Origin of the sequence: Brevundimonas vesicularis NBRC 12165, assembly GCF_001592205.1 — a bacterium.
Taxonomy (GTDB): Bacteria; Pseudomonadota; Alphaproteobacteria; order Caulobacterales; family Caulobacteraceae; genus Brevundimonas; species Brevundimonas vesicularis.
In genome coordinates, this window is record NZ_BCWM01000010.1 from 82,159 (window position 1) to 104,937 (window position 22,779).

Here is a 22,779-nt window from a genome sequence, read left to right on the forward strand (position 1 = left end):
ATTTGCCCCGGTTCGGCTCCTCCTGCAAGCAAAAAGTTACGCGGCCGCGGCGGTTGCGGGCACGAGGGCGTCCAGCGCCGGGAACAGGTCGGCGATCAAATCCTCGACATGCTCCAGACCCACCGACAGGCGCACCAGGCCGTCGCCGATGCCGGCCGTCGCGCGCTGTTCCGGCGTCATGGCGGCGTGGGTCATGGTGGCGGGGTGGGCGATCAGGCTTTCGACGCCGCCCAGCGATTCCGCCAGGGTGAAGATCTCCAGCGTCTCGACCAGATCGCGCACGGCGTCCGTACCGCCCTGCAGTTCGAAGCTGAGCATGGCGCCGGGGCCGGCCTGCTGAGCCGCGACCAGGGCGTGGTTGGGGTGGGACTTCAGGCCCGGATAGTGGACAGCCTTGACCGCCGGGTGGGCGGCCAGCTTTTCGGCGATTTTGCCGGCCGTGGCCTGTTGCCGCTCGATGCGCGCGAACAGGGTGCGCACGCCGCGCAGGGTCAGATAGGCGTCGAAGGGCGAGCCGGTCACCCCGGTGCAGTTGGCCCACCAGGCTAGGGTCTGGTGATCCTCGGCGTCGGCCGAGATGACCGCGCCGCCGACCACGTCGGAATGGCCGTTGATGAACTTGGTCGTCGAGTGGACCACGAAGTCTGCGCCCAGCTTGATCGGGTTCTGCAAGGCCGGCGACAGGAAGGTGTTGTCGCAGACGACCTTGGCGCCCGCCGCATGGGCGCGGGTGCAGATGTCGGCGACATCGACCAGACGCAGCAGCGGATTGGACGGGGTCTCGGCCAGCACCAGTTTCGGCTTCAGGGCCAGGGCGGCCTCGAAGGCGACGGGATCGCCCTGATCGACCAGCAGCAGTTCGAAATGCCCCTTCTTCGCGCGGGCGTTCAGCAGGCGACAGGTGCCGCCGTAACAGTCGTGCGGCGCGATCAGCAGGTCGCCCGGCTCCAGCAGGGTCAGCGGCAGATCGACCGCCGCCATGCCGGTGGCGGTGATAACGCAGCCGGCGCCGCCCTCCAGCTCGGTCAAGGTCTCGGCCAGCACGTCGCGGGTCGGATTGCCCGAACGGCTGTAGTCGTACTTCCGCTTCTGATCGAAGCCGGCGAAGGAATAGTTGGACGACAGATAGAGCGGCGGCATGACCGCGCCATGGGCCGTGTCCGTGTCCACGCCCGTTCGGGCGGCGATGGTGTGCGGATTGGCGGGACGGGCGGTCATGCTTTGATATCCTTCAAGGCGGCGCGGAGGATGTCGCCGACGAAGGCGTCCTCCTTCAGAAAGGCGTCGTGGCCATAGAGCGAGGGCGCTTCGACGAAGCGCCACAGGGTCGGCAACCGCGCGGCCAGTTCGCGGATGTCGTCGATCGGCACCAGACGGTCGGAGGTGAAGCCGATCAGGGTGACGGGCGTGGTGATGGCTTCCGGGGTCACGCTATGGCGATCCAGAGAATCGGACATCGACAGCCAGCGGGCCGGGGTGGTGTGGGTGCGGTAGGCCTGGCCCCGCGCCGTCAGATAGTCGCAGACGGGATAGGCTCCGCCGACAGCCGCGGGCGCGGTGGTGTCGAAGCGGTCGTCGAACTCCTCGGCCGTGCGATAGGTGGTCATGGCCAGTTCGCGGGCCAGGGCGACGCCCTCCTCGGGACGGCCGGCGGCGACGGCGAACTGCAGGATGCGGCGTTGGATGCCGCGCCAGGCGGTGGCCTGGGGATGGGCGCGGTGGGCGGCCGACACGATGATCAGCTGCTCGGCCCAGTCGGGGAACAGTTCGGCGAAGGCCAGCCCGACCATGCCGCCGTACGAGCAGCCGACGAAGGCGGCGACGCGCTCGATCTTCAGATGGTTCAGCACCAAGGCCAGCAGGCGCGCCTGGTCTTGAGTGGTGATGGTTACAGCCTTGTCCAGGAACTCGGCGCCGGGGGCGAAATCGACGGCCATGACCTGAAGCCGGCTCAGGTCGATGGGCCCGCGCACCGAAACGGCGCCCGACCACCAACCCAGGCCGTTGGTCTCCGTCCGGTGGACGAAGCGCCCGGCCGAGATGCCGCCGGCGACCACGACGACGGGGGCGCCGATCCGGCCATGCAGGCGGCCGACGATATTGGGCTGGTTCAGTTTTTCGCCCGAGGCGAGGCGGAAGTCGGCGGGAATGGGAACGATGACATCGCGGGCGCCGCCGCGCTCACGCGTCGGTTCGCGGACAGGGGTAGAGGCTGTCGCGCGGCGACAGTCGGGGTCTTCGAGCAGGGTGGTTTCGGCCAGTGTCATCGTCGTTCCGCATCGTTCTCGCTCAGCAAGTCTCGATGCGGTGACAGAGCGTGGAGCGTCGTCTCGTCGATGCTCCACTCATCTCTCGCGACCCCGAAGGACCCCGCAGGAGTTGGCACCGTTTCGAGCTGTGAGACCCGATGGTTGCCCCAGCGTCAAAGGGCCTAATCCCTCGGCTGGTCTTGATGAGTGACTTTACGTTGATGATCGAGGCGGCGCCGGTCAAGCGAAAAATTCAACCTCATTGACGCCGTGCGCCGACTCCCAGGGGGTGAAAACGCACCATAAGCGCTTTGTCGTGAAAAAATCATCCAATGCGACTTGACAGAGCTAGGATCATCCGATCACCCTAGGCTCAGATTTCAACCGGACCTGCCCTGTGCAACAGCGCTCGCTCATCGCCGAAGTTTCGACCGTCGCCGGCCTCGCCGCGACGCGTTTCGGCATGATCCTCGGCGGAACGATTATCGGCGGTACCACCGGCACCACCACCATGCCCGAACGGGCGGGACGAGTTTAGCGCGCCAAACCCCGGCAGCCGCAGAACCCGAACCCCGCCCGGTCCGCCAGGCGGGGTTTTTTCTTTTCACCCCACCCCATCCCGACCTTTCCCGAGAACCCGATGTCCGCCCAACTCGCCGTCGTAGAAAAATCCGAAAGCCTCGACCCCAGCAGTCAGCCTGCACCAGAGGTCGTGGTGCTGAAGTTCGGCTCGTCCATCCTGCGCAGCCCGGCGGAGGCGCCGCTGGTCGCCTCGGCCGTCTATGGCCATGTGCGGGCGGGCCGAAAGGTCGTGGCGGTGGTCTCGGCCTTCGGCGGGGCGACGGACCGGCTGCTGGGCGAGGCGCGGGCGCTGGGCCTGGCGCATTCCAACGACCTGCTGCCCGGCTATGTGGCCCTGGGCGAGGAGAAGTCGGCGGCCCTGGTGGCCATCGCCTGCGACCGAATCGGCCTGGACGCCTGCGCCCTGTCGGTCCGCGAACTTGGCATCGTGGCGGAGGGCGAGCCGGAGCATTCGCGCCCGTGCGGCCTGCGCCCCGACCATCTGAAACAGGCGCTGGATCGGCACGAGGTGGTAGTTGTGCCGGGGTTCGGCGCGGTGCGGCCGGACGGCAAGGTGGCCCTGCTGGGACGGGGCGGATCGGACCTGACGGCGGTTTTCCTGGCCGCTGAGCTGGGGCTGAAGAAGGTGCGGCTGGTCAAGGACGTGGACGGCCTTTACGACCACGACCCCAACGATAAGACGGCCCCGGCCCTGCGCTATCGCCGCGCCTCTTGGGATGTGGCGCGCAAGCTGGGCGGGGCGCTGGTCCAGCATGACGCCATCGACCTCGGCGAAAGCCGCGGGGTCGAGATCGAGGTGGCGGCCCTGGACCGCGCCGACGGCACGGTCATCGGCGACAAGTCGGCGCCGCCCGGCCCGGCGCCCGCCCTGCCGCCGCTGAAGGTCGCGGTCGCCGGATGCGGCGTCGTCGGCGGCGGCGTGCTGGGCAAGCTGCTCAATGATCCCCGCTACGAAGTCGTGGGCGTGCTCGTGCGCAACCCGAAAAAGGCCCGCGACGTCGACTGTCCGGCTTCGTTGTTCACCTCCAACCCGGCGGACCTGTGGGCCAAGAAGCCCGACATCGTGCTGGAGGCCCTTTCGGAAGGCGAGGCGGGCCATGCGGTGATCCGCGCCGCGCTCGAGGTCGGCTGCGATGTCGCCAGCGCCAACAAGCAGGCGGTCAGCCGCGATCCGGGCGGCCTTCAGGCGCTGGCCGATGCGAAGGGCCGGCGCATCTTCTGGTCGGCTTCGGTCGGAGGCGGATCGCCGATGATCGAGACGGTGCGCGCCGCCCGCGCGGCAGGCGAGGTGGTCGGCTTCGAGGCGGTGCTGAACGGCACGGTCAACTTCATGCTGGAGCGGCTGGGCGACGGGGCGGCGTTCAACGAAGCCTTGGCGGACGCTCGCGCGGCGGGCTTTGCGGAGGAGGACCCGTCTTCGGATCTGGAAGGTCTGGATGCGGCGGCCAAGGTGCGGCTGCTGTGCCACGAGGCTTTCGGCCGTTCGCCCGACGGCGACGTGCCCCGCGACCACCTGACCGAGACGACCTCAGCCGCAGGCGGCGTGCGCCAGATCGGCGCCGCCCATCTGAAGGACGGGGTGATCCGCCCGTCGGTGTCGCTGAACGCCGACCATGGCGATCCGCTGTTCTCGACCCTGCGCGGCGAGGGCAATGCGTTGAAGGTCTATGGCGCCGACGGCCGCGTGTGGCGCTGCCGGGGCCGAGGCGCCGGGCGTTGGGCCACGACCGAGAGCATCATGGCGGACCTGGCCGAGATCGTGCGTGCACGGCGCGCCGATGCGGGCCTGAACTAAGCGCATGGCCGTCTTCACCCCCGTTTCTATCGCCGACGCCAAGGCCTTCCTGGCCGGCTACGACATCGGCGAGGTGGTCGAACTGACGGCCATCGCCGAGGGGGTGGAGAACACCAACTATCGACTGGACACGACGCAGGGCCGGTTCGTGCTGACCCTGTTCGAGGGGCGGACGGACGAGGCCTCGCTGCCCTTCTGCCTGGGACTGACGGCGCATCTGGCGGCGCGCGGTTTTCCTTGCCCGACGCCGATCGAGGACCGGACGGGCGGCTGGCTTGCACGGCTTAACGGCCGGGCGGCGGCGGTGATCGAATGGAAGACCGGCGCCTGGTTGCGCACGCCGTCATCGGCCGATCAGGCGGCGGCGGGCGCGGTGCTGGCGCGGCTTCATCTGACGGCGGCTGATTTTGATCTGAAACGGGTTAATCCGGTTGGGCCGGCCATGTGGCGTCGACTGGCCGATCGCTGCGCCCCGGAGGCCTCGGGCGAGGATCGACGTCTGCTCGATCAGGTGAACGCCTCGTTGGCGCGGCTGGGCGATCCCTTTACCGACAATTTGCCGGGCGGGGCGATCCATGCCGACTATTTCCCCGACAATGTGCTGTTCGGGGACGGCGCCGTGTCAGCGGTGATCGACTTCTATTTCGGCTGCACCGGCGCCTTCGCCTATGACCTGGCCATCGCCCTGTCGGCCTGGGGTTTCGACGCCGAGGGGCGACCCATGCCGGACGCCCTGACGGCCTTCCAGCGCGGCTATGAATCCGTGCGGCCGCTTGACGGCGCCGAGCGGGAGGCCTTGCCGCGTCTGGGCGAAGCGGCGGCCCTGCGGTTCACCGTGACCCGGCTGCACGACCGCATTTTCCACGATCCCGCCAATCTGGTGACGCCCAAGGATCCGGCGGTCTTCCTGCGTCGGATGGACCACTGGCGCGCGACCGAACCGGCCTGAGGCGCCTGCGCGGCTTCGTCGCTGGAACCGAAAGCTTGGCCGGGATTTTGATGGTGCAACGGCGACGTGCGCCGCTCCCCGAGGACGAAGATCATGACTGACGAAACCATCAACGGCGCCGCCTCGCAGGCGCAAGGCAAGTTCCAAAAAGGCGTCGGCAAGCTGGTCGGCGACCAGAAGCTGCAGGTCGAAGGCGCCTATAACGACGCCAAGGGCCGTTCGCTGGAAACCTTCGGCAAGGCGATGGATTCGGTCGATCGCCTGGTCGAAAAGGTCCCCGTCGACTACCGCGACAAGGCCCGCACCGTCGCCGCCGAGGCGCGCAAGCGTCCGCTGGTCACGACCCTGTCGGTTGCCGGCGTCGGCCTGCTTCTGCTGCGCGCCCTCACCGGCGGCGGTCGTCGCTGAGACGTTTTAGTGGCGGCCTGAAAAGGCCGCCACGGCGTCACGCGCCGCCTCCATCGTCCCATCGACGATCGTCAACCGCTCGGGCCTGTCGCCCAGAGCGGCGATGACGTTTGCGGGTTCGGGTTCGAAGCCCAGGACGTTCGAGACGAAATCGCCGAACTTGGACGGATGGGCGGTGGACAGGGCGACGACGGGGCCTTTTGAGCGGTCTTGCCGACGCGCGGCGGCCAGCGCCACGGCCGTGTGCGGGCACACGACGCGGCCCCAGGCCTCATAGGCGTGGGCGATCTCGGCGCGCGTCTCGTCCTCGTCGATGGAGACCGCCGAGACCCGGTCACGCAGGGCGGTGAGAAGGTCTGGATCGAAGGCGATGGCGCCGTCGCGGGCGAAGGTTTCGAACACCACGCGCGTCGCCTCAGCGTCGCGGCCCGTCGCCTCGAACACCAGCCGCTCGAAGTTGGACGGCGCCTGCACATCCATGGAGACACTGCCGCTTTCGACCGCCGGACGGCGCGAATACAGGCCGTCGTTGAGGGCGCGGGCCAGGGCGTCGTTCTGGTTTACGGCCGCGACGAAGCCGTTCGACGGCAGGCCCATCTTCGTGGCGGCGATGCCGGCGAAGGCGTCGCCGAAGTTGCCGGTCGGCACGACGAAGGTCGCGGCCTCGCCCAGCTGGGCCGTGGCGGAGACATAGTAGGGGATCTGGCCGGCCAGCCGCGCCCAGTTGATGGAGTTGACCGAAGACAGGCGGCCGCGTTCGCGCAAGGCCTCGTCGGCCAGCAGGCCCTTCACCAGACGCTGGCAGTCGTCGAAATCGCCACGGACGGCCAGGTTCAGGACATTGTCGGCCTCGACCGTCGTCATCTGTCTGCGCTGAACCGGCGAGACGCGGTCCAGCGGGTGGAGCACCACCAGATCGACCAACTTGGCGCCGGCGAACGCGCGCACGGCGGCCGCGCCGGTGTCGCCTGAGGTGGCGGTCAGTATGGTCAGACGCTCGCCCGAGGCGGCCAGGGCCTCGTCCGTCAGGCTGGCGACCAGCTGCATCGCCAGGTCCTTGAAGGCGGCGGTCGGGCCGTGGAACAGCTCCAGCACGAACAGGCCCGGCTCCAGCTCGACCAGGGGCGTGACCAGCGGATGGTCGAATCCGGCGGTCAGTCGGTCCAGCGCGCGGTCCAGCGCGCCGGCGGGCAGGGCGTCGCCGATGAAGGGGGCGATGGCTTGCAGGGCGATGGACTTGTAGTCGGCCTTTCCAGTCCAGGCCTGGGGCGACAGGCTGGGCCAGGCGGTCGGCATATAGAGGCCGCCGTCGGGGGCGATGCCGCGCATCAGGGCGTCGGCAAAATCGGTTTCGGGCGATTGGCCTCGGGTCGAGACGTAGCGGGCGCTGGAGGTGCTCATGACGCCGATGGTCGTAGCCAGACGGGGCGGCGGCGTCACCCGCTTTCTGGATGATTTTGTCGGGTTTTCGCGGACTGTGGCCCGACTATCCGCGTCGGGACGTTGCAGTGGCGGTTTAGGCGCACATTTTTGCCGCTTCAGGGGTAATGTCGTCGGTCCTGCAAGAGGGGTTGCGACATCGCCCCGCTGGCGCGGATCGCTGCGACGGTCCATGTCAGGAGCATGAGACGACGCGATCTTCTGATCCGGCTGGGGCTGGTCGCCGGCGGCGCAGGCGGGGCCTGGTGGCTGCGCGACCATGTGGTCTGGCGCGGGCCGACGGTCGCCTTCGCGGCGAACGGCTCCAGCGGCTGGCTGCCCTATGCCGAGCCGCGCGCGCCGACCCCGACGGTCGAGGTGACTGTGAACGGACAGCCGGTGCGGGCCCTGATCGATTCGGGGGCGCAGTATTCGGTCATCGACCGGTCGCTGGTTGAGCGGCTAGGCCTGACCAATGTTTTCAACATCCCGATGGTAGCTTACGGCGTCGGCGGCGACGCCCAGGTCGGACGCGGGACGACGCTGGATGTGGCGATCGGCGGCTTGCGGCTGAGCGGATTGCGCGCGGCGATTCTCGGCCTGGGGCCGCTGGCCAGCGATCAGGGATTGGGTGCGGCGCTGATCCTGGGGCAGGACGTGCTGCGCGAACTGGTGCTGGAGCTGGACACGGCGGAGCATCGGGTCCGGTTCCTGCCGCGCGAGGGCTGGACGCCGCCATCGTCGCTGAAGCCCGTGCCGGTGACACGGGCCGGCAGGGCGCTGCAGGCGGGCATCACCCTGGAAGGGGCGACGGTCAATGCGGTGATCGACACCGGCGCCTCGGCGGTGCTGGCCGTGACGCGCGAGACGGCCGAGGCCGCCGGCCTGCTGGACGGCCGCGAACGCACGCCGGGCCAGAGCATCGTCCTGGGCGGCACGGTGCGCGCCGAGACCGTCGTCGTGCGCACCCTGACCATCGGCGACGAACTGTATCGTCAGGCGACGGTCGCCATCTATGACGACGTCGCCGTGCCGGGCTTCCCTAAGGCGCTGGTCGGCATGGCCGCGTTCGAGAACCGGCGTCTTGCGCTGGACCTGGGCGGCCCCGGCCTGTTCGTCGAACGGCCGATGGAGATCACGGTCGGGGCTTGAGCACTGTGATCGGCCGAACCGCGCCAGGCCAGAGCTGGATGCGATAGCGGTCGTCGCCGTCAAGCCCGTCTTCGGACAGGGTGTTCAGTCCGCCGTGCGAAATGCGGGCCGCATAGTCGCCGGCGGGCACGGCGATCCGCTCGGCCTGATCCGGATCGTCCGTGCAGCCGAACACAATCAGCGCGCCGCTGGCCAGGCGCAGGCCGCAGTCGCGGATCTGGTCCCAGGCGTCCGCGTCGGGCGTCGGCGCTGTGGTCAGGATTTCAAGTTCGACCGGGACCAGCATGTTGCGAACCGTGCCGATCGCGATCAGGTCGGGGCCGACGGCCAGCATGGGGTCGCTGTCCGAGCTCCACAGGGCGGCGGTGTCGGTGACGTAGGTCTCGTCGCAAACGTAGAACTGGAAATAGTCCGCGAAAATCTCGAAACGGCGGACACACACCGACTTCAGCTCGCCAGAGCCGTCGCCACCACGGCCCTGGCCTCGGCCTGAACGGTCGCCAGATGGTCGGGGCCGAGGAACGATTCGGTGTAGATCTTGTAGACGTCCTCGGTGCCCGAGGGACGGGCGGCGAACCAGGCGTCGGCGGTGAGGACCTTCAGCCCGCCGATGGCCTCGCCGTTGCCGGGGGCCTTCGTCAGGATGTCGGTGATCGGCTGACCGGCCAGGGTGGTCGCGGTCACGTCCGAGGGGCTGAGCGCGGCAAGCCGGGCCTTCTCGGTGCGATTGGCCGGGGCGTCGACGCGGGCGTAGGCGGGGGCGCCGTATTGGTCGGTCAGGCCAGTGTAGAGTTGGCTGGCGCTCTGGCCGGTGCGGGCGTGGATCTCGGCGGCCAGCAGGCACAGCAGGATGCCGTCCTTGTCGGTCGTCCACACCGTGCCGTCGTGGCGCAGGAAGGAGGCCCCGGCCGATTCCTCGCCGCCGAAACCGACGGTTCCGTCCAAGAGGCCGGGCACGAAGTGTTTGAAGCCGACGGGGACTTCCAGCAGGCGGCGACCCAGGCCGGCGACGACCCGGTCGATCATCGATGACGAGACCAGGGTCTTGCCCACCGCGACGTCCGCGCCCCAGCCGGGTCGGTTCGCGAACAGATAGGCGATGGCGGCGGCCAGGAAATGGTTGGGGTTCATCAGGCCCGCGTCGGGCGTGACGATGCCGTGGCGATCCGCGTCGGCGTCGTTGCCGAAGGCGACGTCATAGGCTGAGCCGCCCTTCATCATGCCGATAAGACCGGCCATGGCGCTGGGGGATGAGCAGTCCATGCGGATCTTGCCGTCGGCGTCCAGCGGCATGAAGGCCCAGCGCGGATCGACGGCGTCATTGACGACAGCCAGGTCCAGTCGGTGGCGCTCAGCGATCTCGCCCCAATAGGCCACGGCCGCGCCGCCAAGAGGATCGGCGCCGATACGGACGCCGGCGTTGCGGATGGCGTCCAGGTCCAGCACGTTGGGCAGGTCGTCAATATAGGCGGCGAGGTAGTCAAACCGGCCCGCAGCCGCATGCGCCTGGGCGAAGGGGACGCGGCGCACCTCGGTCAGGCCGCCTTCGATCAGCTGGTTGGCGCGGGCGGCGATGGCGGATGTGGCCTCGCCCCCGGCCGGGCCGCCGGAGGTGGGATTGTATTTGATACCGCCGTCGCGGGGCGGATTGTGCGAAGGCGTGATCAGGACGCCGTCCGCCTGCCGGCTATTCGTGCGGTTGTGGGTCAGGATGGCGTGCGAAACGGCTGGCGTGGGGGTGAAGCCGTCGCGGGCGTCGATCAGCACCTCGACCCCGTTGGCGATCAGCACCTCCAGCGTCGTGCGGAAGGCGGGCTCGGACAGGCCGTGTGTGTCGCGACCGAGAAACAGGGGGCCGTCGACGCCCTGGGCCGCGCGGTATTCGGCGATCGCCTGGGCGATGGCCAGGATGTGCGCCTGATTGAAAGCGCCGTCCAGGCTGGAGCCCCGGTGGCCGGATGTGCCGAAGACGACCCGCTGCTGCGGATCGCCCATGTCTGGCCGGGTCGTCTCATAGGCGTCGAGCAGGGCGTCGAGATCGATCAGGTCTTCGGGGCGTGCGGTCGTGCCGGCGCGGTCGTGCATCGTGAGTCAATCAATCGTTCTGAGGGGGAGCGGCGATCAGGCGCCGCTGAAGGTGTCGCAGGACGCCGGGTCGCCCGATTGATAGCCGCGTTGCAGCCATTCCACCCGCTGCGCAGAAGAGCCATGGGTGAAGCTTTCGGGAGAGACGCGGCCGCCGCTGCGCCGTTGCAGGGTGTCGTCGCCGATGGCCTGGGCGGTCTTCATGCCCTCTTCGATATCGCCGGGCTCGAGCGCGACCTGACCGTTGGAGACGGCCGAGGCGTTCCGGGCCCAGACGCCGGCGTAGCAGTCGGCTTGAAGCTCCAGCGCGACCGAATACTGGTTGGCTTCAGCCTGACCCGAGGCGCGCTGCTGGGCCTGGCGAACCTGATCAGAGGTGCCGGTCAGGGTCTGGACGTGATGGCCGAACTCGTGGGCGATGACATAGGCGCGGGCGAAGTCGGCGCCTGAGGCCCCGAGCTTGTTCTCCATCTCCTGCCAGAAGCCGAGGTCCAGATAGACCGTTTTGTCGTTGGGACAATAGAAGGGCCCCATGGCCGACTGACCATAGCCGCAGCCGGTCGGCGTGCCTTGTTCGTAGATGACGACATTGGGTCGCTGATAGCCCTCAAGCTTCTGCGACCAGACATCATCAATGTTGGCGCCGATGACATCGACGAACCGGCCGGCCTGATCCTTCGGTGTCCCGACTTGACCCTGCTGCTGTTCGGCGCCGACGCCGCCGAACTGGCTGGCCAGTTGTGTCGTGGTCGAAGGATCAATGCCGAAGACCAGATAGCCGATAAGGGCCAGAACGCCGACGCCGAGACCTCCGCCGGCGATGGCTCCGCCGCCGAGACCCCGTCGATCCTCAACGCCGCCGCCTGTGCGTCCACCCTGCCAGCGCATGCCCTATCCTCCGCCCGATCCTGGTTAAGCTAGGCAGGAACGCGGGTGCAAGGGAAGGGATGCGTCAGTTCGGACGCATCATTGCGAACGGGCCAGCCAGTTGTCGATCTGGCTCATGCCCTGGGCCGTCTGCTGGCGGCGCTCGGCAGCGGACTGGCGCAAGGTCCGCTCCTGTTCGGGGCTGTAGAGCGGGCGGGGCGGCAAGGGCTGGACAGCGGTGGGTTCGCGTGCGCCTTCGATGGCGCGCAGGCGAAGCTGGGTCTCGATCTGCTGTTGACGCGCCTGGTCCGCGTTCGACTGCGCCTGAGAACGCAGACGGTCGTTCTCATAGCGGTGCTGGTCGGCGATGGCGGCGGGGACGCCGCCCGGATAGGCGCCGTAGGGTCGGCCGGCCTGCGGATAGGTCTGAGCCAAAGCAGGCGTGGCGGCAGCGGCCAACAGGGCGGTCAGGGTCAGGAGCGATCGCATGGATACGATGTGGGGGCGCGGGCCATCGCCGCCAAGCGGAGCCGCAACCCTTTGAGACGCCGTGGGTTCATCGCGCCGAACCCCTTTCACCAACGGAGCATTCCTCATGGCCCAATCCCTTTCCGGCAAGACCGTCGCCATCCTCGCGACCGACGGCGTCGAATTGATCGAACTGAATGAACCGATGAAGGCGCTGAAGGATGCGGGCGCGGTGGTCGAGATCGTGTCTCTGAAGGCCGGCGAGTTTCAGGGCTTCGACCATCTGACGCCCGGCGACAAGGTCACGGCCGACAAGGCGGTGGCGGCGGTGGACGCCTCGGCCTATTCCGCCCTGCTGTTGCCGGGCGGGGTGGCGAACCCGGACCTGCTGCGGGCGGACGAGGACGCGGTGAAGTTCGTTCGGGCCTTCTTCGACGCCGGCAAGCCGGTCGCCGCCATCTGTCACGCGCCCTGGCTGCTGATCGAGGCAGGCGTGGTCGAGGGGCGCACGATGACGTCGTTCGAAAGCATCCGCACCGACCTGAAGAACGCCGGGGCCAATGTGGTCAATGAGGCGGTGGTGGTGGATCAGGGCCTGGTGACCAGCCGCTGCCCCGACGACATTCCCGCCTTCAACGCCAAGATGATCGAGGAGTTCGCCGAAGGCCGCCACGAGGGCCAAGCCGCCGCTTAAAGGGGGCCGCCGCTTAAGGCATCGCCCAGACGGAGGACCGCTTGATCTCCTGGTCCTCCAGTTCGCGTGAGGTCGGGACGCGGTATTCGGCCAGGAAATCCAGGCCCGTGCGCGGGAAATAGGTGCGTCCCGGATCGCCGATCAGGACACGCGTCCCCTTGGCGCGGGCCTGGGCCAGCCAGGCGAGAACGGCGTCGGTCATCGGACGCTCGTAGCAGATGTCACCCGCGCAGATGACGTCCACATCCGGCGGGGCGGCGTCCAGCAGATTGGTCTGGGTGAAGTCCAGCGTCACGCCGTTCGCCGTCGCATTGGCGGCGACCGCGGCCTGGCAGAAGGGATCGATGTCGGCGCACAGGACATGGGTCGCCCCCGCCTGCATCGCCGCCACGCCGACCAGGCCCGAACCGGCGGCGAAGTCCAGCACGCGCTTGCCGACGACCTCCTGCGGATGATCCAGCAGATACCGGCTCAGAGCCTGACCGCCGGCCCAGGCAAAGGCCCAGAAGGGCGGCGGCACGCCCATTTCGCCGAGCTCTTCTTCCGTCAGCCGCCAGATCGGCGTGATCTCGTCGGCCAGCCACAAAGAAATCTCGGGCGCGTGCGGCACGGGCTGAAGCCGGGTGTTGTCACGGATGAAGGCGGCGGGATCGAGGACGGTCATTCCGGCTGGCGCGTAACAGCCTTCAGCACGCTGGCATAGCTGGGTGCGACCTCCATGGCCTCGGCTTGCGGCTTCGCATGGATGGCGCGGTGGAGGCGCGGCAGCTTCCAGCAGGGCACATGCATGAACAGGTGGTGCTCGGCGTGGAAGTTGACCCAGTAGGGCGCGATGAAGGCGCGTTCCCACAGGCTGGCCTTGGTAGTGCGAGCGGCGCGAAAGGGGTCGGCCGACGAACCCTCGACGCAGGCGTGTTCGGCGATGTTTCGCAGGCGCGTCACCATCGGAAACCATGTCGCCATCGGCAGCAGCCACAACACGAAAAAGGCCCACCAGACACCAGCGGCGATGAAGCCCGCCAGCAGGACCGCGTTGAAGGCGAGGAAGGGCAGTACGGATCGGCCCGTCACGATCGACTCGTAATCATGGGCGCTATCGCTCATTCCTTTTGTGCTATCGCCCCTTGGGCTGCTTGAGCGCGCGTGCGCTTGGGCTAGCGGCAGCAGCACCCGCTGCTTGAAGAAGGTCTGGCCCGTCAGGTCGCGGACCAGCTTGCGGCGCAGCGAGGCCGGACTGACGGGAAACGGCGCCGACAGCATCAGATCGGGATCCTCCGCCTGCTGGGCGAAGCGATGATGCGTCAGATGATAGGGGCGATAGGCCTTCAGGCTGGCGCCGATCGGCACGGCGCATAGCCAGTGGCCGAGAAAATCGTTCAGGCGGTTCGACCTCGACAGGCCGCCATGCGCCGCTTCGTGCATCAGAATGGCTAGACCCAGCTGACGTGTGCCGACGACCATAATGCACAGCGGGATCAGCCAGGGAATCAGGACGCCGGCGAGAACAGCCAGGGCGATCACCGCCCAGCAGTGGACCACTAGCAGCGGGCCGGCCCAGGCCGAGCGAATTTTAAACGGCGTCCACTCCTGGGGTGTGAACAGGGCCGACGGGGCGATGCGCGGGGCGGCGGACATGAGACGAGTCTAGCCCCTGAAGCGCGTCTGGAAAAGCGACGCAAGAATGTTGGGCGCGCCTGACAAAAAGTCAGGTTGACATGACATTCGGGCGGTGTCAGGTTGTCCTTACACAAGGAGACCCGATATGTTCACCGCCTGGAAGACCGGAACGCCTGCGCATCGACGCTACATCATTCGCACGATGGCCTTCTCCGTGCCTTACGTCGCGATCTGCGTCGCCATGATGACGACCGACGCGTTCGACGATTTGATGGGGAAACCGGCGGCCTGGGTCCTGGCGGCGGCGGTGTCGGCGCCGGTGATCGGGCAGATTTGGGCGACCCTGGCGCTGATGCGCGAAAGCGACGAGTTCGTACGCGGCGTGACGGCCAAACAGTTCATCGTCGCCGCAGGACTGGCCATGGCCGTCGCCACCTTTTGGGGCTTTGGCGAGAGTTTCGCCGGGGCGCCGCATATGCAGACCTGGTTGATCGTGCCGGTCTTCTGGGGCCTCTACGGCGTCGTTTCACCCTTCATCCGGAGCAGCCGATGAAGAACCGCCTCAAGCTTCTGCGCGTCGAACGCGGCTGGACCCAGGAACAGATGGGTCAGGCGCTGGGTGTCTCGCGTCAGGCGGTGATCGCCCTGGAGACAGAGCGGCACGATCCATCGCTGGACCTCGCTTATCGGATCGCCGCCGTATTCGCGCGGCCGGTCGAAGAGATCTTTGAAAACCCGCACGCGGGCTGACCCAAAAGTCAGAATAACCTTACAATTGGAGACTGTGATGTCGAACGTCATTCGCCCTTGCCGGGGCGTCTTTGCCCCGTCGCGCCTTGCCATCATCCTGGGCGTTGTGATCGCCTGCGCCGTGGCCAGCGATCAGGCTCGCGCCCAATCCGCGCCACCTGTGGCTTCCTCCGCCACGCACTTCGTCTCCGACCGGCTGTCGGTCGAGGTGGTGGGCCAAGGCCCCGACGTCATCCTGATCCCCGGACTGGCGTCTTCGCGTGAAGTGTGGCGAGCGACAGCGGATCGGCTGAAGGCGACGCACAGAGTGCATCTGGTCCAGCTGGCAGGGTTCGCCGGCGAACCCTGGACGCACGGCGACGGCGCCTTCGTCCAGCCCGAGGTGGATGAACTGGCGCGCTATATCCGTCAGACGCGGCTGGATCGGCCGGCGGTGATCGGCCATTCGATGGGCGGTCTGAGCGGACTTCTGCTGGCGCAGCAGCAGCCGGATCTGGTCGGGCGGGTGATGACGGTCGACTCGCTGCCCTTCTACAGCGCCATGTTCGGGCCAACCGCGACGGCCGAAAGCGCCCGACCGTTCGCGGATCAGGCGGCGGGCATGATACTGTCGGCGGACACAGCGAGCTTCCGCACCCAGCAGGAGGCGACGGCGCAGGCGCTGTCGCGAACCCCGTCGGAACAGGCGCGGATCGTGGCCTGGTCGTTGGCGACCGACCGTCACGCGATGGCTTCGGCCATGAAGGATGTGATGACCACCGATGCGCGGCCGGGGCTGGCGACCATGACGACGCTGGTGACGGCGCTTTACGCCGCCGATGCCGAAGGCGGGGCGCCGACAGCGGTGGCCGATGCGATGTGGACGCGAGAGTATGCGGCCTTGCCCGGCGTGACCCTGATCCGCGTCGATGGATCGCGCCACTTCATCATGGCCGATCAGCCGGCGCGGTTCGCCGAACTGGTTGACGCGTTTCTGGCGAAGTGAGCCTTAGAGATCCTCCCCCGCAGGCGGGGGAGGATTGGTTCAACCGTTCTTCGGCGTCACGTCGCCGGCCTTGGCCGGGGCGCCGTCGAACTGGTCGGCGTAGGCGGGATTGAGCAGGGCGCGCAACGCGCTCTGCGGCAGGGCAATCCAGTAGGGGCCGTCCGAATAGGGGCCGATCTGATAGGGTCCCATCAGGAAGGTCACGCCACCTGCCTTGCCCGGCGTCGTGCCCGGCGTCAGGACGAACGGCGTCGAGACGGCCTTGGGGCAGGTCCACATCTTGCCGTCCAGGGTCGCGGCCTCCGAACCCGGCGAGCGAGCCTGTTTGGCGGCGTTGGCGGCGGCGCACAGGGCCTTGTCGAGGACCGACAGGTCGGCGCCCGGCCGGAACAGGTCGGCGAAGCCCAGCCGCTTGTTGGTCGTCTTGTCCCAGATCACGGCGTCGAAACTGGTGTTGGGATGGGCGCCGCCGGTGAACTCGAAATCGGTGCGGGCCAGGCTGACCAGTTTGCCGGTTTCGGCGCCCGGCGCGAAGGCGATGGTCTTTTCATAAGGGTTTGGGCCGCCGCCGGCCTCGCTGAGATCGGCCTGAGCGCCTTCCTCGAACTGCTTCAGGTCGCGCACCGTGTCGGCGTAGAGGGCGGCGTGCAGGGCGGGCGTGGTCTTGATCGCCTGGGGCAGGGTCAGTTTGACGGCGGCATAGGGGGTCTTGCTGTCATAGCCGACGGGGGTGTTCGACATGGCCGGCGCGGCGGCCGGGGCCGGCGCGGCCGGCGCCTGGGCCTTGTCTTCCTTGCGCTGGCAGGCAGCCAGGGTGGCGGCGACGGCGGCGGACAACAGCAGGATTCGGGCGGTGCGCGACATGGGAAACTCCATCATCGGGGGATCACAGGGAGATTGAGCCAAGAGCGATAGCGGCCAGCAGGATCAGGCCGGCCTCGCGATTGGACTTGAACAGTTTCAGCGCCAGGGCGCCGTCGTTGCGGTCCAGTCGGATGACCTGACACGCCAGATGAACGGCGTAGATCACCAGACAGAGCCCGAACAGCGGCCCAAGTCCCGCGGCGAAGCCGGTCAGGGCGGCAAGGATTACGGTCAGGCCATAGAAGACCGCCACGCCGGGCTGCACGGCCGAGGCCAGGCGGCGGGCCGAGGACTTCACGCCGATCATGGCGTCGTCCTCGATGTCCTGAAGCGCATAGATGGTGTCGTAGCCCAGGGTCCAGAAGACGCCGCCGATCCACAGCAGGACGGCGGGAAGATAGGCCTGCCACGTCAGGGCGATCGCATGGCCGCTGTCGCTGGCCGGGGACCACAGAAAGGGCCGAAACTCGCCCGCGAGATCGGCGGGCAGCAGCAGGGCGGCCGCCGCCAAGGGCAGGGCGGCGGCGAACCCCATCAGGGCGCCCCAGTTGAAGGTAAGGCCCAGCCAGGCCTGGGGCCACCAGGTGATCCGCTTCATGAACGGATAGGCCGCGACCAGGCCCAGCGACCCGACGCCCAGCCCGATGGCGACGGTCGGCAGGGTCAGCAGGATCAAAAGGCTGATCACGCTGCACGCGACGACGAAGGCCCAGGCTTGCTTCACCGAGATGCGGCCAGACGGAATGGGGCGCTGGGCGGTGCGGGCGACCTGGGCGTCGAAATCCCGATCGACGATATCGTTGAAGGCGCACCCGGCCGCCCGCATCAGACAGGCGCCGATGCCGAAGCCGACGAACAGCCACAGGTCATAGAGACCCGGCGCCTGCCGATATTGCGCCAGGGCCAGGGCGATCCCCTGCCAGCCGGGCAGCAGCAGCAGCCAGATGCCGATGGGCCGGTCGAACCGCCCCAGCTTCAACCACGGCTTCAGCCCCTCCGGCGCATGCCGATCGACCCAGTTGGCGCCGGCGTCGGGGAGGGGAGCGAAAGTCATGCGGCTGACTTAGCGCGTAGGGCCCGAGGGGTGAAGGCGCCGCGCTCTGTTTCGGATGGTGGCGCATAGAAAAAGGGGCTGGATGATCCAGCCCCTTCTCTTTTGGTTATCAGCGCAACCGTCAGTCCTGATAGACGTCGCCGGAGCCGGAGACGGTGCTGTTCAGGTTGGCGGGGCGGGTGGCCAAGGCCACGTCGCCGGAGCCGGCGATCGCAACCTTGACGTCGCCGGTCGGGGCGATGCGGGCGTCGCCGGAGCCGGCGATGTCCACCCAGGCGTCGCGGGTCGCCAGGTCGCCCAGGGACGCATCGCCCGAGCCGGCGATGTCCAGCTTCAGCTCGTCGGTGCGACCCGAGGCGGTGACCTCGGCCGAACCGGCGATGTCGACCGTCAGCGACGGCTGGTCATAGCCGGTGATCTGCAGGTCGCCCGAGCCCTTGGCGTTGAAGCGGTTCACCTTGGGCGCGGTGATGACGACCTTCAGTTCGTCGCGCTCGGAGCGGGCGGAGAAGTTGCCGTTGCTCCAGCCGAACACGACCCGCTCGTCGCCGTCGCCCAGATCGAGGCGGCCGTCGACCAGACGGACCCGGTCGGTCAGACCCTTGGGCCCGGTGATGACGACGGTGTTGGCGTCGCCCTGGACATAGTCGACGTCAATGCTGGAATCGACGGTCAGGGTCTCGCCGCCGGTCCAAGGCAGGGTGCGGGTGGTCAGGGGGCCGAGGTCGTCGGTCCCGCCGCCCTTGACCCGCTCGAAGCGGATGGTCTCGCCGTCCTGGTCCTTGATGGTCCAGGCCCAGCCGTGGCGCTGGAGGTCATGGCCGCCGATCGCCAGCGCGCCGCCGAGGGTGACCAGGCACAGCACCAGGGCGGCGCCGGCGATGATGAACAGGGTGCGGATCATGCCGAGACTCCCGAGGTCGAGGTGGATTGAACGCTGGTCGGCTCAAGCGCCGGCTTCAGCAGGCGGTAGTGCAGGCGGGCGAACCAGACGACGCCGTTGACCAGCCAGATGGTGAAGATGGTCAACAGGGCGCCGATGAAGACGGCGCCGGCCATCAGGCCCAGACCCATCAGGATCGCCGCGAACGGCCCGCCGGGGAAGCCGGCGAAGGGACCCGCGACCATGATCACGCCGCCGCCGATGAACAGGCCGATGGCGGCGATGAAGAAGCCGAACACGGTCCCGATCACGCCCATCAGCAGGGGAAGGAGGATCAGGATGTCCAGCGCCCCCAGGCCCAGGACCGCGAAGACGGCGCCGGCGGCGGCGGAGGGGTTCTTCTCCTGATGCCAGCGCTGGATTCCGGCCTCGGCCTTGAGCTCGCGAGCCAGGCGGACCGGATCGCCGAGCGCGGAGGCCACCTCGGCCTCGGTGCGGCCGGCGGCCAGGCCGTCGTCGAAGTGGGTCTGATAGTCGGCGATGATGTCGTTGGCGGTCGTGGTGGGCAGGCCGACGAGGCCTTCCTTCAGACGATCGATGAATTCGGCGCGCGTCATTGAGCGGCTCCCTGATCGGCGTCGTTCGCCACGATGGCGTCGACGGCCTTGGTGAAGGCGGACCATTCGGCAGTCTGGGCGGCGAGGGCCCCCCGGCCCGCTTCGGTCAGTCGATAGTATTTGCGTGACGGCCCGGCGGAGGATTCGACCAGATAGGTCTCGACCTGTCCTTCGGACTGCATGCGGCGCATTAGGGGGTAGATCGTGCCTTCCCCCATATCGATCGCGTCCGACAGGCGGCTGGCGATCTCGTAGGCGTAGCTGTCCGCCCGGTTCAGAAGGGCCAGGACGCAAAGTCCCAGCACGCCCTTCTTCAGCTGTATCTCGATGGTTTCTGGCACCTCGGCTCTCCCGTTGATAACCACTGACTACGGCAAGGTATCTTGTGACGCAAGGTAGCTATCGAAACATGACAGCGATTTAATCGAGGCCGGCTGAAGGCGGCTTTGCGGCCTGAGCGCCGTTGATCGCTTGGCAAGCCGAAAGCGATCCGATAGGTGACCGAGAACGCCGGGCGTGGGAATCGCGCCAGCGTGATCTCTTGCGAGCCATTCGCAAGTATCTGCTGCATAACGGTTTTATGGGGAAGTCTCATATGGGGATGGGCAAGCGAGCCCAAGGGACGTTGAAGAAGGCCGCGACTTGCGCGTCCTCCATCGTTCTGGGCGCCGGACTGGCGATGTTCGCTGCGGCGCCGACGTGGGCGCAGGACCTGATGGGTCAGCCGACCCCGGGCGGCATCACGCTGCAACCGGCGGCGTCGCCGCTGAAGCATGATGCGCACTTCTTCCACGACGTGATCCTGATGCCGATCATCACGGCCATCACCCTGCTGGTGCTGGGCCTGCTGGCGTGGATCGTGTTCCGCTACAACAAGAAGGCCAATCCGACGCCCGCGCGCTGGAGCCACAACACCACGATCGAGATCATCTGGACCGTGCTGCCGGTGCTGATCCTGGTCTTCATCTCCCTGTTCTCGTTCCGCCTGCTGTTCGCCTATCACGACATGCCGTCGCCTGACCTGACGGTGAAGGTGACCGGCAACCAGTGGAACTGGGCCTATGAGTATCCGGACCAGGGCGTCGCGGAGTACATCTCCAACATGCTCCCGGAAGAGGAAGCCAAGGCCAAGGGCGTGCCCTATCGTCTGGCCGCGACCGAGCCGATGGTCGTGCCGGTCGGCAAGACGGTGCAGCTGGTCATCACCGCCTCGGACGTCATCCACGCCGTCGCCCTGCCGGCGTTCGGGCTGAAGACCGACGCCGTTCCCGGCCGCATCAACACCACCTGGTTCAAGGCCGAGCGCACCGGCGTCTTCTATGGCCAGTGCTCGGAACTGTGCGGCGTCGACCACGCCTTCATGCCGCTGGAGATCCGGGTCGTGACCCAGGCCCAGTTCGAACAGTGGATCGCTTCCAAGGGCGGTTCGATGACGCCCAAGGTCGCCGCGCCCGCCGCGACTCCGGCTGCTGCCGCGCCCGCCGCCGATGCCGCGACCCCGGTCGCCGCCCCCGTTGGCGCCACCGCCGACCAACCCGTTCCCGTCGCGGCGTCCGCCGCGCCGGCCGCCCAGTAAGAGGCGAACAGAGACACATGGCTGACGCTACCGTAACCCGCGACGCGACCCACATCGGTCACGCTCACGACGACTACCATCACGACCACAAGCTGGGCTTCTTCACCCGCTGGTTCCTGTCGACCAATCACAAGGACATCGGCACCCTGTATCTGATGTTCGCCATCATGGCGGGCATCGTGGGCGGCGCCCTGTCGGGCCTGATCCGCTGGGAACTGGCCGAGCCGGGCATCCAGATCTTCAAGGAAGGCTCGTCGATCCAGTTGCTGGGTCTCGTGGAGCAATCCAAGCACGGCTATAACGCCGTCGTCACGGCCCACGCCCTGATCATGATCTTCTTCATGGTCATGCCCGCCATGATCGGCGGTTTCGGCAACTGGTTCGTGCCGATCATGATCGGCGCGCCGGACATGGCCTTCCCGCGCATGAACAACATCTCGTTCTGGCTGCTGGTCGCCGCCTGGTGCCTGCTGATCCTGTCGATGTTCACCGACGGCGGACCGGGCAAAGGCTTCGGCGGGGGCTGGACGGCCTATCCGCCGCTGTCGACCACGGGCCACGTCGGCCCCGCCTTCGACCTGGCCATCTTCGCCCTGCACGTCGCGGGCGCCAGCTCGATCCTGGGCGCGATCAACTTCATCACCACCATCCTGAACATGCGCGCGCCCGGCATGACCATCCACCGGATGCCGCTGTTCGCCTGGTCGGTGCTGATCACCGCCTTCCTGCTGCTGCTGTCGCTGCCCGTGTTGGCCGGCGCCATCACCATGCTGCTGACGGACCGCAACTTCCACACCCACTTCTTCGATCCCGCCGGTGGCGGCGACCCGATCATGTACCAGCACCTGTTCTGGTTCTTCGGTCACCCGGAAGTGTACATCCTGATCCTGCCGGGCTTCGGCATCATCAGCCACATCGTCTCGACCTTCAGCCGCAAGCCGGTGTTCGGATATCTGGCCATGGCCTACGCCATGGTGGCCATCGGCTTCGTCGGCTTCATCGTGTGGGCGCACCACATGTACACGGTCGGCATGAGCATCAATCTGCGCGCCTATTTCATCGCCGCCACCATGATCATCGCGGTGCCGACGGGCGTGAAGATCTTCAGCTGGATCGCCACCATGTGGGGCGGCTCCATCAGCTTCAAGACGCCCATGCTGTGGGCGATCGGCTTCATCTTCCTGTTCACCGTCGGCGGCGTGACCGGCGTGGTCCTGTCGAACGCCGGCATCGATTACAGCCTGCACGACACCTATTACGTGGTGGCGCACTTCCACTACGTGCTGTCGCTGGGCGCCGTCTTCGCGATCTTCGCGGGCTTCTACTACTGGTTCGAGAAGATGTTCGGGGTGAAGTACAACGAGTTCCTGGGCGCGACCCACTTCTGGATCATGTTCGTGGGTGTGAACCTGGTGTTCTTCCCGCAGCACTTCCTGGGTCTGCAGGGCATGCCGCGTCGCTACATCGACTATCCGGAAGCCTTCACCCTGTGGAACCACGTCTCGTCGATCGGTTATGCGATCACGGCGGTCGGCGTGCTGGTCTTCCTGATCATGCTGGCCGAGGCGGCGATCCGTCGTCGTCCGGGCGTCGACAATCCGTGGGGCGAAGGCGCCACGACCCTGGAGTGGACCCTGTCCTCGCCGCCCCCGGCCCACCAGTTCAACGAACTGCCGGTCATCAAGGCGGAAGAGCACTAAGCCTTTCCAACGACATGAAATCGAAGGCCGCTCTTTCCGTCGGAAGGGGCGGCCTTCTTCATTTG

Annotated in this window: 25 protein-coding genes and 1 riboswitch; of the genes, 11 read left to right on the forward strand and 14 right to left on the reverse strand. The window is 67.4% G+C overall.

Going from position 1 to position 22,779, the window contains the following annotated elements; translation table 11 throughout:
- Positions 1 to 36: 36 nt before the first annotated feature.
- Both metB and metX read right to left on the reverse strand, forming a co-directional pair.
- Positions 37 to 1,218 (reverse strand): cystathionine gamma-synthase, encoded by a 1,182-nt coding sequence (gene metB, locus BVE01S_RS09650; RefSeq protein ID WP_066626851.1) that lies wholly within the window; start codon positions 1,216 to 1,218, stop codon positions 37 to 39.
- The gene (gene metX, locus BVE01S_RS09655) at positions 1,215 to 2,267 is read right to left on the reverse strand and encodes a homoserine O-succinyltransferase MetX (protein ID WP_066626855.1); all 1,053 of its coding nucleotides are present in this window, start codon (positions 2,265 to 2,267) and stop codon (positions 1,215 to 1,217) included. Before metX ends, metB begins: the two co-directional genes overlap by 4 nt.
- Positions 2,268 to 2,342: 75 nt before the next feature.
- Positions 2,343 to 2,459, reverse strand: a riboswitch (SAM riboswitch).
- A 187-nt stretch (positions 2,460 to 2,646) separates the two neighbouring features.
- On the opposite strand from metX, the gene BVE01S_RS17030 reads away from it, so the two are divergent.
- From BVE01S_RS17030 to BVE01S_RS09670, 4 genes are all read left to right on the forward strand, one after another.
- Positions 2,647 to 2,787, forward strand: coding sequence for a hypothetical protein (locus tag BVE01S_RS17030; RefSeq protein ID WP_017505697.1), 141 nt, complete (start codon positions 2,647 to 2,649; stop codon positions 2,785 to 2,787).
- 102 nt (positions 2,788 to 2,889) lie between these two features.
- Positions 2,890 to 4,626 carry an amino acid kinase family protein gene (locus tag BVE01S_RS09660; protein WP_066626857.1) on the forward strand — a complete coding sequence of 579 codons (1,737 nt, stop codon included), beginning with the start codon at positions 2,890 to 2,892 and terminating at the stop codon, positions 4,624 to 4,626.
- Positions 4,627 to 4,630: 4 nt separating this feature from the next.
- On the forward strand, positions 4,631 to 5,575 hold the full coding sequence (thrB, locus tag BVE01S_RS09665) for a homoserine kinase (RefSeq protein WP_066626859.1): 945 nt from the start codon (positions 4,631 to 4,633) through the stop codon (positions 5,573 to 5,575).
- Between the two features lie 93 nt (positions 5,576 to 5,668).
- The gene (locus tag BVE01S_RS09670; RefSeq protein WP_055806344.1) at positions 5,669 to 5,983 is read left to right on the forward strand and encodes a CsbD family protein; all 315 of its coding nucleotides are present in this window, start codon (positions 5,669 to 5,671) and stop codon (positions 5,981 to 5,983) included.
- Between the two features lie 6 nt (positions 5,984 to 5,989).
- Here BVE01S_RS09670 and thrC read toward each other — a convergent pair whose 3' ends face one another.
- Entirely contained in the window at positions 5,990 to 7,423 is a 1,434-nt protein-coding gene (thrC, locus tag BVE01S_RS09675) for a threonine synthase (RefSeq protein ID WP_244878374.1), read from the reverse strand.
- Positions 7,424 to 7,606: 183 nt separating this feature from the next.
- Between thrC and BVE01S_RS09680 the strand changes: the two genes are divergently transcribed.
- On the forward strand, positions 7,607 to 8,554 hold the full coding sequence (locus BVE01S_RS09680) for a retropepsin-like aspartic protease (RefSeq protein ID WP_066626861.1): 948 nt from the start codon (positions 7,607 to 7,609) through the stop codon (positions 8,552 to 8,554).
- Here the strand turns inward: BVE01S_RS09680 and BVE01S_RS09685 are convergent.
- The 4 genes from BVE01S_RS09685 to BVE01S_RS09700 form a co-directional block, all read right to left on the reverse strand.
- Complete coding sequence (locus BVE01S_RS09685) at positions 8,538 to 8,996, reverse strand: hypothetical protein (RefSeq protein WP_066626863.1); 459 nt, start codon at positions 8,994 to 8,996, stop codon at positions 8,538 to 8,540. The genes BVE01S_RS09680 and BVE01S_RS09685 overlap by 17 nt on opposite strands.
- A 5-nt stretch (positions 8,997 to 9,001) precedes the next feature.
- Positions 9,002 to 10,639, reverse strand: a complete 1,638-nt coding sequence (pgm, locus tag BVE01S_RS09690) for a phosphoglucomutase (alpha-D-glucose-1,6-bisphosphate-dependent) (protein ID WP_066626865.1) — start codon at positions 10,637 to 10,639, stop codon at positions 9,002 to 9,004.
- A gap of 36 nt (positions 10,640 to 10,675) precedes the next feature.
- Complete coding sequence (gene ypfJ, locus BVE01S_RS09695) at positions 10,676 to 11,527, reverse strand: KPN_02809 family neutral zinc metallopeptidase (protein WP_066626871.1); 852 nt, start codon at positions 11,525 to 11,527, stop codon at positions 10,676 to 10,678.
- Positions 11,528 to 11,605: 78 nt separating this feature from the next.
- Positions 11,606 to 11,995 (reverse strand): hypothetical protein, encoded by a 390-nt coding sequence (locus BVE01S_RS09700; RefSeq protein WP_066626872.1) that lies wholly within the window; start codon positions 11,993 to 11,995, stop codon positions 11,606 to 11,608.
- Positions 11,996 to 12,101: 106 nt separating this feature from the next.
- On the opposite strand from BVE01S_RS09700, the gene BVE01S_RS09705 reads away from it, so the two are divergent.
- A complete protein-coding gene (locus BVE01S_RS09705; RefSeq protein WP_066626874.1) occupies positions 12,102 to 12,668 on the forward strand; it encodes a type 1 glutamine amidotransferase domain-containing protein in 567 nt (188 codons plus the stop codon).
- Positions 12,669 to 12,681: 13 nt separating this feature from the next.
- Here BVE01S_RS09705 and BVE01S_RS09710 read toward each other — a convergent pair whose 3' ends face one another.
- Together BVE01S_RS09710 and BVE01S_RS09715 are read right to left on the reverse strand one after the other, a co-directional pair.
- Entirely contained in the window at positions 12,682 to 13,332 is a 651-nt protein-coding gene (locus BVE01S_RS09710) for a class I SAM-dependent methyltransferase (protein WP_066626876.1), read from the reverse strand.
- The gene (locus BVE01S_RS09715) at positions 13,329 to 14,303 is read right to left on the reverse strand and encodes a fatty acid desaturase family protein (RefSeq protein WP_066626877.1); all 975 of its coding nucleotides are present in this window, start codon (positions 14,301 to 14,303) and stop codon (positions 13,329 to 13,331) included. The genes BVE01S_RS09710 and BVE01S_RS09715 overlap by 4 nt, the downstream gene beginning before the upstream one ends.
- Before the next feature lie 127 nt (positions 14,304 to 14,430).
- Here BVE01S_RS09715 and BVE01S_RS09720 point away from each other — a divergent pair, with 127 nt between their 5' ends.
- The 3 genes from BVE01S_RS09720 to BVE01S_RS09730 are packed head-to-tail and all read left to right on the forward strand — an operon-like array spanning position 14,431 to position 16,020.
- Positions 14,431 to 14,838: a hypothetical protein gene (locus tag BVE01S_RS09720; RefSeq protein ID WP_066626878.1), complete on the forward strand. Its 408-nt coding sequence runs from the start codon at positions 14,431 to 14,433 to the stop codon at positions 14,836 to 14,838.
- Entirely contained in the window at positions 14,835 to 15,035 is a 201-nt protein-coding gene (locus BVE01S_RS09725) for a helix-turn-helix transcriptional regulator (RefSeq protein WP_066626879.1), read from the forward strand. Before BVE01S_RS09720 ends, BVE01S_RS09725 begins: the two co-directional genes overlap by 4 nt.
- Before the next feature lie 37 nt (positions 15,036 to 15,072).
- On the forward strand, positions 15,073 to 16,020 hold the full coding sequence (locus BVE01S_RS09730) for an alpha/beta fold hydrolase (RefSeq protein ID WP_066626881.1): 948 nt from the start codon (positions 15,073 to 15,075) through the stop codon (positions 16,018 to 16,020).
- 39 nt (positions 16,021 to 16,059) lie between these two features.
- On the opposite strand, the gene BVE01S_RS09735 is transcribed toward BVE01S_RS09730, so the two are convergent.
- The 5 genes from BVE01S_RS09735 to BVE01S_RS09755 form a co-directional block, all read right to left on the reverse strand.
- On the reverse strand, positions 16,060 to 16,884 hold the full coding sequence (locus tag BVE01S_RS09735; protein ID WP_066627005.1) for a DUF3298 and DUF4163 domain-containing protein: 825 nt from the start codon (positions 16,882 to 16,884) through the stop codon (positions 16,060 to 16,062).
- Positions 16,885 to 16,906: 22 nt separating this feature from the next.
- Entirely contained in the window at positions 16,907 to 17,938 is a 1,032-nt protein-coding gene (locus tag BVE01S_RS09740; RefSeq protein ID WP_066626882.1) for a UbiA family prenyltransferase, read from the reverse strand.
- A 121-nt stretch (positions 17,939 to 18,059) separates the two neighbouring features.
- The gene (locus BVE01S_RS09745) at positions 18,060 to 18,842 is read right to left on the reverse strand and encodes a GIN domain-containing protein (RefSeq protein ID WP_066626883.1); all 783 of its coding nucleotides are present in this window, start codon (positions 18,840 to 18,842) and stop codon (positions 18,060 to 18,062) included.
- The gene (locus BVE01S_RS09750) at positions 18,839 to 19,438 is read right to left on the reverse strand and encodes a DUF1700 domain-containing protein (protein ID WP_066626885.1); all 600 of its coding nucleotides are present in this window, start codon (positions 19,436 to 19,438) and stop codon (positions 18,839 to 18,841) included. Before BVE01S_RS09750 ends, BVE01S_RS09745 begins: the two co-directional genes overlap by 4 nt.
- Positions 19,435 to 19,779, reverse strand: coding sequence for a PadR family transcriptional regulator (locus BVE01S_RS09755; RefSeq protein WP_039244893.1), 345 nt, complete (start codon positions 19,777 to 19,779; stop codon positions 19,435 to 19,437). The genes BVE01S_RS09750 and BVE01S_RS09755 overlap by 4 nt, the downstream gene beginning before the upstream one ends.
- A gap of 260 nt (positions 19,780 to 20,039) precedes the next feature.
- Here BVE01S_RS09755 and coxB point away from each other — a divergent pair, with 260 nt between their 5' ends.
- Positions 20,040 to 21,014, forward strand: a complete 975-nt coding sequence (coxB, locus tag BVE01S_RS09760; RefSeq protein ID WP_066626886.1) for a cytochrome c oxidase subunit II — start codon at positions 20,040 to 20,042, stop codon at positions 21,012 to 21,014.
- A 17-nt stretch (positions 21,015 to 21,031) separates the two neighbouring features.
- Positions 21,032 to 22,714, forward strand: a complete 1,683-nt coding sequence (ctaD, locus tag BVE01S_RS09765) for a cytochrome c oxidase subunit I (protein WP_066626887.1) — start codon at positions 21,032 to 21,034, stop codon at positions 22,712 to 22,714.
- Positions 22,715 to 22,779: the final 65 nt, after the last annotated feature.

Excerpts from the sequence above, each read along its gene's own strand:
- metB (WP_066626851.1), bottom strand. The coding sequence starts at position 1,218 with ATGACCGCCCGTCCCGCCAATCCGCACACCATCGCCGCCCGAACGGGC.
- metX (WP_066626855.1), bottom strand. The coding sequence starts at position 2,267 with ATGACACTGGCCGAAACCACCCTGCTCGAAGACCCCGACTGTCGCCGC.
- BVE01S_RS09660 (WP_066626857.1), top strand. The coding sequence starts at position 2,890 with ATGTCCGCCCAACTCGCCGTCGTAGAAAAATCCGAAAGCCTCGACCCC.
- thrB (WP_066626859.1), top strand. The coding sequence starts at position 4,631 with ATGGCCGTCTTCACCCCCGTTTCTATCGCCGACGCCAAGGCCTTCCTG.
- BVE01S_RS09670 (WP_055806344.1), top strand. The coding sequence starts at position 5,669 with ATGACTGACGAAACCATCAACGGCGCCGCCTCGCAGGCGCAAGGCAAG.
- BVE01S_RS09680 (WP_066626861.1), top strand. The coding sequence starts at position 7,607 with ATGAGACGACGCGATCTTCTGATCCGGCTGGGGCTGGTCGCCGGCGGC.
- pgm (WP_066626865.1), bottom strand. The coding sequence starts at position 10,639 with ATGCACGACCGCGCCGGCACGACCGCACGCCCCGAAGACCTGATCGAT.
- ypfJ (WP_066626871.1), bottom strand. The coding sequence starts at position 11,527 with ATGCGCTGGCAGGGTGGACGCACAGGCGGCGGCGTTGAGGATCGACGG.
- BVE01S_RS09700 (WP_066626872.1), bottom strand. The coding sequence starts at position 11,995 with ATGCGATCGCTCCTGACCCTGACCGCCCTGTTGGCCGCTGCCGCCACG.
- BVE01S_RS09705 (WP_066626874.1), top strand. The coding sequence starts at position 12,102 with ATGGCCCAATCCCTTTCCGGCAAGACCGTCGCCATCCTCGCGACCGAC.
- BVE01S_RS09710 (WP_066626876.1), bottom strand. The coding sequence starts at position 13,332 with ATGACCGTCCTCGATCCCGCCGCCTTCATCCGTGACAACACCCGGCTT.
- BVE01S_RS09715 (WP_066626877.1), bottom strand. The coding sequence starts at position 14,303 with ATGTCCGCCGCCCCGCGCATCGCCCCGTCGGCCCTGTTCACACCCCAG.
- BVE01S_RS09720 (WP_066626878.1), top strand. The coding sequence starts at position 14,431 with ATGTTCACCGCCTGGAAGACCGGAACGCCTGCGCATCGACGCTACATC.
- BVE01S_RS09725 (WP_066626879.1), top strand. The coding sequence starts at position 14,835 with ATGAAGAACCGCCTCAAGCTTCTGCGCGTCGAACGCGGCTGGACCCAG.
- BVE01S_RS09730 (WP_066626881.1), top strand. The coding sequence starts at position 15,073 with ATGTCGAACGTCATTCGCCCTTGCCGGGGCGTCTTTGCCCCGTCGCGC.
- BVE01S_RS09735 (WP_066627005.1), bottom strand. The coding sequence starts at position 16,884 with ATGTCGCGCACCGCCCGAATCCTGCTGTTGTCCGCCGCCGTCGCCGCC.
- BVE01S_RS09740 (WP_066626882.1), bottom strand. The coding sequence starts at position 17,938 with ATGACTTTCGCTCCCCTCCCCGACGCCGGCGCCAACTGGGTCGATCGG.
- BVE01S_RS09745 (WP_066626883.1), bottom strand. The coding sequence starts at position 18,842 with ATGATCCGCACCCTGTTCATCATCGCCGGCGCCGCCCTGGTGCTGTGC.
- BVE01S_RS09750 (WP_066626885.1), bottom strand. The coding sequence starts at position 19,438 with ATGACGCGCGCCGAATTCATCGATCGTCTGAAGGAAGGCCTCGTCGGC.
- coxB (WP_066626886.1), top strand. The coding sequence starts at position 20,040 with ATGGGCAAGCGAGCCCAAGGGACGTTGAAGAAGGCCGCGACTTGCGCG.
- ctaD (WP_066626887.1), top strand. The coding sequence starts at position 21,032 with ATGGCTGACGCTACCGTAACCCGCGACGCGACCCACATCGGTCACGCT.